Below are 14,019 nucleotides of genomic sequence, written 5' to 3'. Positions count from 1 at the left end.
TCGTTTCTTCCTGCTTCTAACCATTCATCCCCTTTCTGCTTTAAACTAAGTTTTGTCCTACTGGTAATCCTCATTATCCAGACCACCTACGTAGGAGGACTGTTAAATTGAAAGCGATTTTTTTCAGCGTGGGTATCATGCTGATTTGTGTTGTGGTTTTGGTAGTGGCGCAAATTACCGGCGGTAAACAAGATACTGCTGTGGCGGCGCAATTGTCAAAACCCACACCAGCACCCACTACTGTTACAGAAAGCAAACAAGAGAACAAACAGAACACTTTAATAGCGAGTAAACCCATGTCTGATGCGAATGTCGTCACTACATCCTCTGGATTGAAATATATCGAAATCGAAGAGGGTACTGGTGCGACTCCCCAACCAGGACAAACCGTCACGGTTCACTATACTGGTACTTTAGAAGACGGGACTAAATTTGATAGTTCCCGCGATCGCAATCGTCCTTTTAGCTTTGCCATTGGTACTGGACAAGTTATCAAAGGTTGGGATGAAGGACTTAGCACCATGAAAGTTGGTGGTAAGCGTCAGCTAATTATTCCTTCCGAATTAGGTTATGGTGCGCGTGGTGCAGGTGGTGTGATTCCCCCCTACGCAACCCTCATCTTTGATGTGGAATTAATCAAGGTTAATTAGTACGTAATGGGTTATGGGTGATAAGTTAATTCGTAATTTTGCAGCATTCTCATAAGACCTAAAAAATTTACTTTTCTCACAACAAGTCAAGATTTTTTAGATGTAGTTGCAAGAAATCCCATTGTTCTTAGCTGTATATTTGTAAGATTCAAAGGGTTAAATTTTATTAATTGTTGCCCATTACCCGTTACCTCAAAAATTCCGAGCATTATTCACTAAGTTCTTAAACTTTGTATATTGTGGGTCAAATAAAAGTTTGACGGTTCCTGTGGGTCCATTCCGATGTTTGGCAATAATCACTTCCGCAATGCCGCGATCGGGACTGTCACTATTATAGTAATCATCTCTATATAACATAATTACTAAATCCGCATCTTGTTCTATACTGCCGGATTCTCTCAAATCTGATAGCATGGGACGTTTATTTGTGCGTGCTTCCACACCACGACTTAACTGAGATAGGGCAATTACGGGAACGGATAATTCCCTAGCTAAACCTTTAATACTACGAGTAATCCTCGATAATTCTTGCACCCGATTATCTCCTGCACCCTCCATTAATTGCAGATAATCAATCACAATTAAGCCTAAATCGGCTCCAATCTCAGCTTGTAATCTGCGTGCTTGGGAACGCATTTCCGTAACAGTAATATTAGGAGTATCATCAATAAAAATTGGCATTTCAGAGAGTACCCCAATCGCCCTACTTAAGGGTTCCCATTGGGTTTGACTCAGTCTGCCACTGCGTAAATATTGGCTTTCAATTCCTGCTTCTGCTGCTAATAATCTTTGAACTAATTGTTCCTTAGACATTTCTAAACTAAAAACAGCCACTGGTAATTTATAGGATGCGGCAATATTGTGAGCCAGGTTCAAACAAAATGCTGTTTTTCCCATGGATGGTCTACCAGCAACAATGATTAAATCTGAGCGTTGAAAGCCACTGGTCATGGCATCTAAATCATAGAAACCGCAGGGAATTCCTGGTAAGGCAACTCCTTGATTTCGAGCTTCAATTTCTTGAAAATTATTAATTAAAGTATCTGATATATGTACTAAACCTGATTGAGGTTTTTCTTGGGTGATGGCAAAAACTTTTTGTTCTGCTTCATCAAGAACCAGGGGTAATTCGGTTTCGGTGGTAAATCCTAGTTGAACAATTTCATTCCCAGCTTTAATTAATTGTCGTCGTAAATATTTTTCGGTGACAAGCTGTGCTAGGGAGTCAATATTTACAGCTGAAACCGTGCGATCTACGAGGGATGCTAATTTATTTCTGCCACCAATTTTAGTTAATAAATCATGGTCAGATAGCCAACTAGTTACGGATAGTAAATCTGTGGGTTTTCCTTGACTGTGGAGACGCTGGGTAGCTTGGTAAATTTCTTTATGGGCAAATATATAGAATGCTTCGGGGGAGAGGATATCATTGATGCGACCGATAGCCTCTGGGTCTAGGAGTATACCACCTAAAATTGCCTCTTCCGCTTCAATATTTTGGGGAGGTACGCGATCGCTACCATCACTCTGAAAACTTAATTCCTCAGACATAGGTTTTTTTAATAGGGAAAGGGGGAAGGGTTAAGGGTTAAGGGGGAGGGGAAAGGGTGAAGGGAGCAGGGAGCAGGGAGCAGTATTACCCATTACCTATTACCTAATACCCATTACCTATTACCTAATACCCATTACCCATTACCTAAGCTGATTAACTAGCGATGACTTCGATGTTAATTTTGGCTGTGACTTCCGAATGTAACTTAATTTCTGCTTCGTAAGTACCCAACTTACCGATGTCGGGGATGGTAATACCGCGTTTGTCGATTTCCAGGTTGATTGCTGCTTTAATCGCATCAACAATGTCTTGGGTGGTGACAGTACCAAAAATCGCTTCATTTTCGCCAACTTGTTTGGCAATTTTCAAGCCAGTAGCTTTTTCCAAGGTAGCTTGTTGCTCTTGTGCTTGTTGCTTCAATTCTAATTGACGTTGGCGTTCTAATTCCCGACGACGCTCAACTTGTTTGAGCAAACCGGGGGTGGCAAAAGTTGCCATTTTTTTAGGGAGGAGATAATTCCGTGCATAACCAGGTGCAACTTCTACCAAGTCACCATTTCTACCCAGTTTGCTGATATCTTGATTCAATACTAACTGTATACGTTTCGCCATTGTTTTTCCTGTGAAATCCCAATTTTCCTCTTCTATTTATAGAGGATAATCAGCTCAACTAGCTGTAATTCAGCTATGGATGACTGAATAGAGCTTTGTGATCCTAGCGAAATTCTTGGGGCGATCGCAACCCTTTTGACTACTAAAATTTATCTTTCATTCCCCGGAGTCTGGCAAAAGTCTGTATCGGTTCATCACTGTTCATTGCCAATTGTAATTTTGGTTCTTGCCAGCGTAAAAATGGATTTGTCTGTTTCTCTACCCCCAAAATTGAGGGAATTGTGGCTTCTCCTCGACTTCGGGATGCTTGTACTGCGGTGTATCTTTGTTGCAATTCGGGATTCTCCCCATCTACAGTCACAGCAAAGCGCAGGTTGTTTAAAGTATACTCATGGGCACACCAAACCCGCGTATTATCGGGTAAAGCCAAAAATTTACTCAGGGAATTAACCATCTGCTGCGGTGTTCCTTCAAACAAGCGACCACAACCACCGGCAAATAGGGTATCACCACAGAATAATTCCCCCGTGCCATCGGCAGTTTCTGGGGGAAAATAGTAGGCGATATGGGCGCGAGTATGTCCAGGAACAAAGAGAATTTCGGCGGTTCTATGGGCAAAAGTCACGCGATCGCCATCTACTAAAAATATCTGTTGTCCCGGAATCCTACCCCGATCTTCCGCACCTCCATATACTTGAGCTTGGGGAAATTTCGCCAGTAATTCCTGATTGCCTCCCACATGATCATAATGATGGTGGGTATTAAAAATTGCGACCAAGTCTGCTTGCAGCTCATTCAGCTTATCTAAAACAGGTTTCCCCTCTGCGGGATCAACCACCGCAGCAGTCCCCTGGGACTGATCATAAAGGAGAAAAATATAATTATCAGTTAGCACTGGAAGACGAAATATCTGCATTGCTGTTCGAGATTGAGGGATAATTCAGGTAATTTGCCGTCACAGAATATTGGGATAGCGCTGGTTGGAGGAATTTTTTCTATGAGAAAGTATTTCCGGCAAATTTTGGGGAATACTAAATATACGGAGATAGATACATCTCCCCCAGAAGCCTGGAATTAATCCCCAATCCCCAATCGGATGACTGCTTTTTCTTCCCTTACCCTCACCCCATCAGCCAATCAGAGTTACTATCCTCTGAGTGTTGCACCCATGATGGATCGCACAGACCGACATTTTCGTTATTTTATGCGGCAAATCACTCGACACACCCTACTCTACACAGAAATGGTGACGAGTGCAGCTATTATCCATGGGGATAGAGAACATTTACTTGGGTTTTCCCCAATAGAAAAACCTTTAGTATTACAGGTAGGAGGAGATAATCCCCAAGAATTAGCTGAATGCTCCCGTATTGCCGAGGGTATGGGTTACGACGAGATTAACCTGAATGTCGGTTGTCCGAGTAGTCGAGTCCAAGATGGTAACTTTGGAGCTTGTTTGATGGCACAACCCCAAAAAGTTGCCGACTGTGTGGCTGCCATGTTAAACGCAACTTCTATCCCTGTGAGTGTCAAGCATCGCATCGGGATTGATGAGCTTGACCGTTACGAGGATATGAGTAACTTTGTACAAATTGTCTCACAAACAGGCTGCCAACGCTTCACTGTCCATGCTCGCAAAGCGTGGTTACAAGGGTTAAGTCCGAAAGAAAACCGTGATATCCCCCCCCTGCGTTATGGGGATGTTCATCGTCTCAAGCAGGATTTTCCCCAACTGTTGATTGAAATTAACGGTGGTTTTAACAGTTTGGCAGAAGTTAAACAACAATTAAGTTTTGTTGACGCTGTGATGATTGGACGAGCAGCCTATGACTATCCATACCTATTTGCAATGGCAGATGCAGAAATTTTTGCCGCGAATAGCAAAGTACCTAGTCGCCAAGAAGTTGCGACTGCCATGTTTGAATATATTGATATCTGGGTGAAAAAAGGTTTAAAACTCAATAAAATTAGTCGGCATATGCTGCAATTATTTGCTGGGCAACCAGGAAGTAGAATCTGGAAGCGCCATTTAACAGAGCATTCCTGCCAATCTGGAGCTGGTGTAGAAGTTATCCGCGAAGCTTTAGAGCAGATTCCTGACTGTAGTACAGCAGCAATGATGGAAACCGTAAACCTTGTGGGAAGGGAATTATAGGTCAAATGGAAAATTTGAGATGAATAAAATCTAGATACAGTCTAGGTTTGACAAATTCATCTATCAATTCTTAGTTAAAACTTTTGTTGCTGATGATACTAAATTTTTTTGTTTGACAGCTAGGGAGGTAAATGGATAAATCTTTCCTAGGCTGTAGTTACAGCTTGATGTTGGAGGATAGACATCAAGTCGTTAATACCTTTTTGCAGATAGCGAGTGACAGTCATGGGACTGGTGCCGATATTTTTCGCTGCATCCTTGCGAGACAGTTCTTTGAGGAATACCATTTCCACTGCCATGCGGGGTTTTTCTTCTAACAAATTAATTGCCCCTTGCAATTGTTGCCGTTCTTCGTCTTGATGTTGCTGGGAAGTAGAACGAGGACAGGGTAAAGCTTCGCCCAGAGTTACTTGACAGTCAACATGATTGACTACGGTAGCATCTAAGCTCAAGGGCATCCGGTTTTGGGCTGCTAATTTAGTTTCTTGCCATTCTTGAACAGAGACTTTGAGTTCCTTAGCAATTTCTGAGTCCTTGGGGGGACGACCAAGGGATTCGGCTAATTCTTTGCGGACTTTTTGCCCTTCGTTATAGAGTTCTTGCCAACGACGGGGAATCTTTAACAGGGTACTGCGATCGCGCAAAAAGTGCAGCATTTCACCGCGAATATAGGGAACAGCAAAGGAGCTAAAAGCATAGCCCTGGCTGGGGTCGAAGCGTTCAATGGCTCGAATTAGACCAAAGTAACCAATTTGTTCTAAGTCTTCGTAGGGCTCATTACATTGGTGGCTAAACTTATGAGCCATCTTTCGTACTAAACCGGTATGTAATTGTACTAGTTGATTACGGAGTTTAATCGAGGGATTCTGATGATATAACTGCAATAGTTCCATACCATCAGACCGCATAGAGGACTGACTTACTGCCATATATATATCCTTTAAAAGTAACTCCTTTTCCCGAAAAAACGGAGTTGCGTAAACTGTCGTCAAAGATGTACTTATTTTCTAAAAGTGCGCACTTAGATACCATTCGTTGATTTACGGAACTTATGAGGGGTGAGGCTCCGCGTTTCCGTATTTACACCTATTGCATTAAAATTACGCGGACTTACAGAGGTTATAAGGGATAGAAGTCGGGTAATCGGAATGGTGGAATAGTTGTTATCAGGAAGCAGGGAGAAAAAGCATTTTCCTAGAGATTGGCAAGCTTCAATGTGCAAGTTTTAGGGCGGAGCGTAGCTCTTTGCGGAACAGGGTATTATGAATTGGTTTCACACTTGATATGGGATGCTAGGATGTTGATTGCAAAGTGAGTTTATTCTGGCGACATCCTGTGAAATTAAGTAAACGGGGTTTAATTGGTTTTCTGATTACAATTATCTGTATGAATATTGCCGGGTGTAACCTGTTATTTTCCCCTGGTGGTGAGGTTGTTAAACGTGTTAGTGATGGTGATACTCTGACGGTGAAAGATGAGCAGGGTAAGGATTTGACGGTGCGGTTTGCCTGTATTGATGCACCAGAAGTTCCCCATTCGCGTAAGGAAAGGGAGAGTAAACGCACTAGCGATCGCAATCAATTTGCTTGGGGTGAGAAAGCACAACAGAAATTGGAAAGTCTAGTAAAACAAGGTGGCGATCGCGTCAAACTTACCATCACAGATAGCGATCGCTATGGGCGCAAAGTTGCAGAAGTGCGGACATCTAATGGTACATTTGCCCAAGAAGTCCTAGTCAGAGAAGGTTTAGCTCTGGTATATCGTCCATACCTGAATAAATGTCCGAGTCGGGATATCATTGAAGCGGCAGAAACAGAAGCGCAACAAAAAAAACGTGGTGTGTGGGGCGACTCGAAGTTTACTAAACCTTGGGAATATCGCAGTTTGAATAAAAAGTCAGGTTAGCTGATTTGCCTCCAAACTACTGTAGATTTTAATTAGGAGTTGCTTGACGCTTCAACTGGTCAATCATCACAAAACGAATATCCCGTTTTTCGCTAATCAGTTTAATCCCTGGTTGTTGAAGATTTAAAAAATCTAATCCTTTTTCTTTACCGCTAATCAAGAAGTCATTAATTGCGATTTTGTAAGTGCGTTGAGAATCAAGGGATTTACCTCGAATCAACCAATTTCTAGAATTTGCCTCCTGAGTAACTTTTGCTGTTTGCAAATAGCCACCACTACCTTTATTGGCTAATCCTTGATTTAATACTCTCTGTAAAAGCGCGCCACTAATTTCAATCACGACAACTTTACCACCAAAAGGTAGCATCCGAATCACATCATACTGAGTAATAACTCCTGGTGGAATCACATCATCAATGCGAATTGAACCACCATTAAATATAGCTAAGTCTGCATCAGGTACTTCTTGTAACATCGCTTCCGCAATTAATTGTGTGAGTTGAGTAGATTGGTTGCGGACACTCGATTCTAAACCATCTAAGGCAAATGGTAGTTTTCCTATTTCCTGATTGGGTTCAAATCCGTTAGTGCGAAATGCTTGATACCCTCGTTCCAGCCATTGCTTGATTATCTTGGCAGTTTTTGGCTCATCGGGAATCTTATCAGTAATTGGTACTAGTCGGGAGTTAATAGCGAGGCTTTTTTTGATAGTATCGTAACTCAATTGGTGAACATAAACTGTACGTGCATTGGCATCGGCTTTAAAAATTGGCGTAAAATCTCGACCTCGCCACTGTTGAATATTTTCATGTTCATGACCACCCAAAATTATATCAATTTCGGGTACGGTTTCCGCGAGTTTGCGGTCATCTTCCATTGCTAAATGGGTCAGAGCGACTATAATATCAACTTTTCCCTTGAGTGCTTGCACCTGCTGTTTCGCTGTGGCAATCGGATCGGTGTAACTGACATACTTCGGTCGATTACTATCAAGGGTGACACCAATTAATCCCACTTTTACCACAGAGCCGCGATCGCCTTTAACATTAAATACTAGGGAGCGGGGAACATTTTTAAATGGTTTTCCTGTGCTATCAGATACATTACTAGAAATCCAGCGAAACCGAGATTCTTGTAATCTTTGATAAAAAAAGTTTTCCGGTAAGTCAAATTCGTGATTACCAAAAGTCCCATAATTCATTCCCAAAGCATTCATCACAGCAACCATTTGCTGACCTGCTAGGGGTATACCATTAATTTTGGCAGTTCCCAAGGCTGAAGGGCTAAAAGCATCTCCCGCGAACATAGTATAGGTGCGGGGATTAGTCTTGTACAGTTCCTGTCGTAGGGTTGCCACACGAGCTAAACCACCGCGAGTCCCCCCTTCTACAGGCGTAATTTCGTAAATATCGTTCAGGTGCAGCAGGTTAATATTCACGATTTCTGCCCAGGCTGGGGTAGTAAAGGTTACTGCTGCCAACACTGGTAAAAATACACTATATCCCTTACAAGTAAGTTTCATATTTAGCTAAAAACAACTCCTAATCTACGGAATTGATTTTACTCGAAATGATGTTTTCTAGATTACCTAACCCTGGAATTCCCCAGTATGGGTGAGGATTTTAGCGAAAAATCTGGAATCAAGTCAAAAAGTGACCAATAATTCAGATTTTCATCGGTCACAGACACAAAATCATTAGTAGGGGGTTGCTACGGTATCCTCTCACAACTCCAGCTTATCTTCCCTTGTATAGCTGGTATCTCTCTTATCCCCTTCATTTAAAGAGATGAACATCGGAATCATTCAGCCTTACGATAATGGGTTTGTAGAAGTTATACCAGAGGGTGAATACAGCGATTATTGGCAGATTGCAGCCATACATATTGATGGTAAAGCCTACTGCCCCACTCCTCGGCTTTATCGTTCTGAAAAAGTGGCATTAGCCAAAGCTACACAAATTTATGATTGGATAGCTAATAACCCAGATGAAATCATGAGTGGAGCTTTCTATTGTTCTCAATTACAACTCATCCTATGGCAACAACCCAAAGCATCTGAATCTACCTGTTTCCCCAGCAGTTAAAACTGGTACTTATTCTAACTACTGTGATAGTTGGATAGTGTCAAAAGGTTAATTTTGCAATTATTCTGGCTAAACATTTGAATCAATTTATTTTTGCTTGGGGTGGGATTTGGGGAAAGGGGAAGGGCAAACATTTTTCATTTATCCTGTAGACTTGCTACACGCGGTTTCTCCCATTCCCCATTATCAAAAATACCCTTACACTTCTGGTGGCAAATCAATGCTATAAAGTACCTTCCCTTCCTGGTTATACAGAGCAACTGTCATCACTGAAGTGGCAGCATCAATTTTGACTGTTCCGAAAAATTGTAAACCATCACTGGGAGGACGATTGGCTTTCATTCCCTCTGGAATACTGATAAATTTTACCTGGGGACCGAAGGTATTATCTAACTTATTGGGTCCAAAGGTACCAGAATTTAGGGGTCCAGCAACAAATTCCCAGAAGGGTTTGAAGTCTTGAAACTGGGCTTTGTTGGGGTCATAATAATGGGCAGCCGCGTAATGTACATCAGCAGTTAACCAAACCACATTCTTGATGTCATTTTGTTTGATAAATTTGAGTAAATCAGCTAGTTCTAATTCTCGACCTAAAGCTATTCCATCACCATTTGCCCAAGCCTCAAAATCGGTGCTACCATCAGCAACAACCAAACCTAAAGGCATGTCGCTAGCAATAACTTTCCAGGTTGCATTGGATTGCAATAATTGATTTTTAATCCACTGGATTTGCTTGCTGCCTAAAAATTTGGTTTCTTCACTTTGTACAGGTTGATTGTTGGGTGAATTGATTCCCCGATAGGTACGTTCATCTAACATGAAAATATCTAATAGGGGGCTGTATTGGAAGGAGCGGTAGATTTTTGTTTTCTCTAGGTCATTTTTTTGGAAGCGAATTGGCATATATTCTAAAAATGCCTGTCTAGCACGCTTGGCTAAAATATCTACCTCTTTGACTGTATAACGGTTATCGCTCAGAAGTACTTCAGAGGGATACCAATTGTTGGTGACTTCATGATCATCCCACTGCACCAATAGGGGAACCTCTGCGTTAAATCTTTTGATGTTTTCATCCATCAAGTTGTATTTGTAGTTACCTCGGAATTCTGCCAGGGTTTCCGCAACTTTTGACTTTTCCGGAATGGTAATATTTTTCCAAATACTGCCATCATCTAGTTTAACTTCGGACTGAATGGGATTATCAGCATAGATGTTATCGCCAGAATGGATGAAAAAGTCGGGCTTTAATTTCCGCATGGTTTCGTAGATTTTCATGCCCCCAAAGTCAGGATTAATACCCCAACCCTGTCCAGCAGTATCCCCAGACCAGGCAAAGAAGATATCTTTAGGGAATGGAGATGGTGTGCGGAAAGTACCTTTGACTGTGTTGCTGTAAACTCTTGTGTAGCCTAAATCTTGGAAGCTGACGCGGTAGAATATCTGTTGACCTGCGGGTAATCCTTCTAGGTTCACCCTGGCAGTATAGTCGTTTGCTTCCAAAGCATAGGAACCAAATACACGACGTGCGCGGCGAAAATTCTCAAAGGGTGAGTATTCTACTACTAAGCGAGCAGGGCGATCGCTACGACTCCAAATCACAATCCGATTGTTGCTAATATCTCCACAGGCTACACCATAGGGTATACCTGGACGCATTTTTTCCGCAGTGATAATCCCAGGAGCTTGGGCAAATACCCCTGATTGAGAGAGTATATCTGTGGTAATAATTCCACCAGCAGTGACAGCAGAATTAATTAAAAACTGACGACGGTTAAGTGTCATAAAATTCTTGTTGATGTGAGTGGGTTCGCGTGAGCAAACCGTAGGTTTATCGCGGAATTAATACACTAAACCGCAGAGATGATAGTCATGGGGAAAATACGGGTATGGGTTAGGATACAGTCAGAATCAGCGCTACAAGTAATCAAATTGCAGGAATAGCCATTAATTCCAACAGGAACTTACCATAGAATAATGGTATAAAAAGTAAAAAAACAGTTATCAACAAGTTAAATTTGCTTAGTAATACCGTTTATTTGTAAAGTATCGTTACGTATCGCTAACGTGATAAACCTAGGCTGATTGAAACTAATCAAGTACACTTGATATAATAGAAGAAAAATATATTTTGTAATATTTTGGAATCCAAAGATATTCTTAGCGCTCTGCCTCTATTAAGCACAAATGATTGCTTGAAAGTCGCATAATTCGCATTACCCGGATTTCTCACGAGGGATAAGAAAACACCTGGATTAGCCAGATTTAGGATAAATTAATTGACACATTGTTGAATTCACCGCCTATTAAAAATATTTAGCAGTAAAAACCGAAGTAAAAAGATATATAAAATAATTTTATGAAAAAATATACTTAAGCACGAAAAAAATAGTGATAAAAATTGATATGACAAATTGTTAGGTTAAATGAATCAAAATAACCCCGAAAATAGTTATTTAAAACCAGAATTAGCCATTACTTATAAAACTAATTAGAGAGAAAACAAACTGGAAAATTAGTTAATGTTCTCACTCTTGGCGATCGCTTTAGCGGACTGTAAGTCTATCGCTTTAGCGGAGCTCTATCGCTCCTTTCCTGAGCTAAAAACCTATCGCCCTTTGATAACCCTGCACTAATAAATCAATACCAGTAATTGCCGTACCCACAACAACTGCTGCTGCACCTAAATCTAAAGCTTTTCTCGCCATTTCCGGAGTAGCAACTCCCCCTTCACAGATACTAGGAACCTGTAAATTAGCGACCATTTGACTCAGTAAATCCCACCCTGGGGGCGTGAGGTGCTTGGTTTCCCCCGTATAACCAAAGAGGGTAGTACCAATCATATCAGCCCCTGCCTCGGCGGCTGCGATCGCGGCTTCCATGGTATCCACATCTGCCATTACCAACTTACCTAAATCTCCATGGATGCGGGCAATTATCTCCCCAAATGTCTCATCACCGGGGCGCGATCGCAAGGTGCTATCAATGGCAATAATATCCGCTCCGGCTTCTGCCACTGCCACTGCGTGGTGATACTGAGGTGTAATATATACATCGCTTCCGGGGATAACTTGTTTCCATAGTCCAATAATTGGTACTTTTACCCGTTCCCTGACGGCACTGATGTGGGCTGGAGTATCAATTCTCACTCCTACTGCTCCTTGATTCACCGCCGCTTCTGCCATAGCTGCAATCACCATGGGATGATGTAAGGGAGAATCCACGGGAGCTTGGCAGGAAACTATTAATCCTTTGGTAAAGTTAATCATGGGTAGGGGTGGAAAATTTGCCAGTACTATGATAAATCCTATATCCACAGGTAAGGATGGGATTTTGGATTTTTCCAAGTTGTTCGGCATGAATACCCACTTTCCGGTTAAATATTCTCAGGTATGCATATTTTGTATAGTTTCCCCTGGATTTTATAGAGTATAATTTGTGACACAAGAACAAAAATCTGGTCGTTCCCTAGCTGGGATTGCAGGGATTGTAGCTGCGGCAACCTTAATTAGTAAGGTATTTGGGTTGGTACGTCAGCAAGTGATAGCTGCGGCTTTTGGCTTGGGTGCAGCTGCGGACGCTTTCAACTATGCTTATACAATTCCCGGTTTTTTGCTGATATTACTGGGTGGGATTAATGGTCCATTTTACAGTGCCATTGTCAGCGTTTTAGCCAAACGCAAGAAAGAAGAATCTGCACCCCTGGTGGAGACAATTACTACCCTGATTGGCGGTATTTTACTCGTTATCAGCATTGCCTTAATTTTTCTGGCTCCCCATTTGATTGATATTTTTGCTCCCGGTTTGCGGGTTCCAGAGAAGGAATTAGTCAGAGCGATCGCCATCCGACAATTGCAAATTATGTCACCAATGGCGGTATTAGCAGGTTTAATTGGTATCGGTTTTGGGGTGTTAAATGCTGCCAATCAATTTTGGCTACCCTCCATCAGTCCCCTATTTTCCAGCGTTACCGTCATTATTGGTGTGAGTATTCTCTACATACAGCTAGGTAGCAAAATTAGCTCTGCGGAATTTGCCCTCCAGGGGGGGATGGTGCTTGCAGGGAGTGTGTTGATTGGGGCAATTTTACAGTGGGTGGTGCAAGTTGTTGCCCAGGTAAAATCTGGTTTAGGTGCGCTACGTTTGCGGTTCGATTTTCGCCAACCAGGGGTAGGAGATGTAATGAAAATTATGCTTCCAGCAACTTTCTCCTCTGGAATGCTGCAAATTAACCTTTACACAGATTTATTCTTTGCTTCCCTGATTCCCATCACTGGGGTTGCTGCGGGTTTAGCGAATGCAGGTTTACTAGTACAAACTCCCCTGGGAATCATTTCTAACGTGATTCTTGTACCCCTACTACCCCTATTTTCCCGTCTTACCGATCCCCAAGACTGGGATGAACTCAAAGCCAGGATTCGCCAAGGATTATTACTCTCTGCCTTTACCATGTTACCCCTAGGGGCGTTAATGATTACCCTCGCCGTGCCGATTGTGCGGATAGTTTATGAGCGGGGTGCTTTTAAGGTACAGGATTCTGCCCTAGTTGCATCTTTACTGATTGCCAATGGGATTGGGATGTTTGTCTATTTAGGAAGGGATGTACTGGTTAGGGTATTTTATGCTTTGGGGGATGGGGAAACACCCTTTCGCATCAGTATGATTAATATCTTGCTGAATGCTCTTCTGGATTACATCTTAATTAAACCCTTCGGCGCTCCTGGATTAGTTTTAGCCACCGTCAGCGTCAATTGCTGTTCCGTAATCATGCTGTTATTTGTCCTGAATCGGAAGTTAAATGGTTTACCGATTCGAGAATGGGCAATACCGATTTTCGGCTTAACAGTCGGTAGCGCGATCGCCGGATTTGCTAGTTATGGAACCCTGGAAATATTGCAGAGATTCCTGGGTAAGGAAGGTTTAATCATTCAATTATTGCAACTTAGCCTATCGGGGATCATCGGTTTGGTAGTTTTTGGGGCGATCGCCACTACCATGAGACTCCCAGAAATCAACATTTTTGTGACTCGAATGCGGCAAAGGCTTTTGAAAAAGTAATACTAA

The 14,019-nt window shown here is 42.1% G+C and carries 12 protein-coding genes; 5 read left to right on the top strand and 7 right to left on the bottom strand.

From position 1 onward, the window contains the following. Window positions 1-107 precede the first annotated feature (107 nt). Window positions 108-650 (top strand): FKBP-type peptidyl-prolyl cis-trans isomerase, encoded by a 543-nt coding sequence (locus tag IJ00_RS01940; RefSeq protein WP_035149508.1) that lies wholly within the window; start codon window positions 108-110, stop codon window positions 648-650. Between the two features lie 192 nt (window positions 651-842). Here IJ00_RS01940 and dnaB read toward each other — a convergent pair whose 3' ends face one another. The 3 genes from dnaB to gloB form a co-directional block, all read right to left on the bottom strand. Beyond that, window positions 843-2,201 (bottom strand): replicative DNA helicase, encoded by a 1,359-nt coding sequence (gene dnaB, locus IJ00_RS01935; RefSeq protein WP_035149506.1) that lies wholly within the window; start codon window positions 2,199-2,201, stop codon window positions 843-845. Window positions 2,202-2,355: 154 nt separating this feature from the next. Beyond that, window positions 2,356-2,814, bottom strand: coding sequence for a 50S ribosomal protein L9 (gene rplI, locus IJ00_RS01930; RefSeq protein ID WP_035149504.1), 459 nt, complete (start codon window positions 2,812-2,814; stop codon window positions 2,356-2,358). A gap of 142 nt (window positions 2,815-2,956) precedes the next feature. After that, a complete protein-coding gene (gene gloB, locus IJ00_RS01925; protein ID WP_035149502.1) occupies window positions 2,957-3,730 on the bottom strand; it encodes a hydroxyacylglutathione hydrolase in 774 nt (257 codons plus the stop codon). Window positions 3,731-3,910: 180 nt separating this feature from the next. On the opposite strand from gloB, the gene dusA reads away from it, so the two are divergent. Beyond that, window positions 3,911-4,969 carry a tRNA dihydrouridine(20/20a) synthase DusA gene (dusA, locus tag IJ00_RS01920; protein WP_035149499.1) on the top strand — a complete coding sequence of 353 codons (1,059 nt, stop codon included), beginning with the start codon at window positions 3,911-3,913 and terminating at the stop codon, window positions 4,967-4,969. A gap of 146 nt (window positions 4,970-5,115) precedes the next feature. Here the strand turns inward: dusA and IJ00_RS01915 are convergent, their stop codons facing one another. After that, window positions 5,116-5,898 (bottom strand): RNA polymerase sigma factor SigF, encoded by a 783-nt coding sequence (locus IJ00_RS01915; protein ID WP_035149496.1) that lies wholly within the window; start codon window positions 5,896-5,898, stop codon window positions 5,116-5,118. Between the two features lie 457 nt (window positions 5,899-6,355). Between IJ00_RS01915 and IJ00_RS01910 the strand changes: the two genes are divergently transcribed. Then, entirely contained in the window at window positions 6,356-6,874 is a 519-nt protein-coding gene (locus IJ00_RS01910; protein ID WP_082127407.1) for a thermonuclease family protein, read from the top strand. A gap of 28 nt (window positions 6,875-6,902) precedes the next feature. On the opposite strand, the gene IJ00_RS01905 is transcribed toward IJ00_RS01910, so the two are convergent. Beyond that, entirely contained in the window at window positions 6,903-8,396 is a 1,494-nt protein-coding gene (locus tag IJ00_RS01905; RefSeq protein WP_035149492.1) for a bifunctional UDP-sugar hydrolase/5'-nucleotidase, read from the bottom strand. A 265-nt stretch (window positions 8,397-8,661) separates the two neighbouring features. On the opposite strand from IJ00_RS01905, the gene IJ00_RS01900 reads away from it, so the two are divergent. Further along, on the top strand, window positions 8,662-8,958 hold the full coding sequence (locus tag IJ00_RS01900) for a hypothetical protein (protein ID WP_035149490.1): 297 nt from the start codon (window positions 8,662-8,664) through the stop codon (window positions 8,956-8,958). Window positions 8,959-9,156: 198 nt separating this feature from the next. On the opposite strand, the gene IJ00_RS01895 is transcribed toward IJ00_RS01900, so the two are convergent. Further along, window positions 9,157-10,740: an alkaline phosphatase gene (locus tag IJ00_RS01895; RefSeq protein ID WP_035149489.1), complete on the bottom strand. Its 1,584-nt coding sequence runs from the start codon at window positions 10,738-10,740 to the stop codon at window positions 9,157-9,159. 815 nt (window positions 10,741-11,555) lie between these two features. Further along, entirely contained in the window at window positions 11,556-12,224 is a 669-nt protein-coding gene (locus tag IJ00_RS01890) for an N-acetylmannosamine-6-phosphate 2-epimerase (RefSeq protein ID WP_035158297.1), read from the bottom strand. A 169-nt stretch (window positions 12,225-12,393) separates the two neighbouring features. On the opposite strand from IJ00_RS01890, the gene murJ reads away from it, so the two are divergent. Next, a complete protein-coding gene (murJ, locus tag IJ00_RS01885) occupies window positions 12,394-14,013 on the top strand; it encodes a murein biosynthesis integral membrane protein MurJ (protein WP_035149487.1) in 1,620 nt (539 codons plus the stop codon). The last annotated feature ends 6 nt before the right edge of the window (window positions 14,014-14,019 follow it).

The sequence above is a fragment of the Calothrix sp. 336/3 genome (genome assembly GCF_000734895.2).
Lineage (GTDB): Bacteria > Cyanobacteriota > Cyanobacteriia > Cyanobacteriales > Nostocaceae > 336-3.
Note: the sequence above shows the minus strand (reverse complement) of the source record. Positions and strands in the feature narration are given on the sequence as shown.

Bases quoted from the DNA above. Each gene is read 5' to 3' on its own strand.
- IJ00_RS01905 (WP_035149492.1), bottom strand. From the start codon at position 8,396: ATGAAACTTACTTGTAAGGGATATAGTGTATTTTTACCAGTGTTGGCA.
- IJ00_RS01915 (WP_035149496.1), bottom strand. From the start codon at position 5,898: ATGGCAGTAAGTCAGTCCTCTATGCGGTCTGATGGTATGGAACTATTG.
- IJ00_RS01900 (WP_035149490.1), top strand. From the start codon at position 8,662: ATGAACATCGGAATCATTCAGCCTTACGATAATGGGTTTGTAGAAGTT.
- IJ00_RS01895 (WP_035149489.1), bottom strand. From the start codon at position 10,740: ATGACACTTAACCGTCGTCAGTTTTTAATTAATTCTGCTGTCACTGCT.
- gloB (WP_035149502.1), bottom strand. From the start codon at position 3,730: ATGCAGATATTTCGTCTTCCAGTGCTAACTGATAATTATATTTTTCTC.
- IJ00_RS01910 (WP_082127407.1), top strand. From the start codon at position 6,356: ATGAATATTGCCGGGTGTAACCTGTTATTTTCCCCTGGTGGTGAGGTT.
- IJ00_RS01890 (WP_035158297.1), bottom strand. From the start codon at position 12,224: ATGATTAACTTTACCAAAGGATTAATAGTTTCCTGCCAAGCTCCCGTG.
- dnaB (WP_035149506.1), bottom strand. From the start codon at position 2,201: ATGTCTGAGGAATTAAGTTTTCAGAGTGATGGTAGCGATCGCGTACCT.
- dusA (WP_035149499.1), top strand. From the start codon at position 3,911: ATGACTGCTTTTTCTTCCCTTACCCTCACCCCATCAGCCAATCAGAGT.
- rplI (WP_035149504.1), bottom strand. From the start codon at position 2,814: ATGGCGAAACGTATACAGTTAGTATTGAATCAAGATATCAGCAAACTG.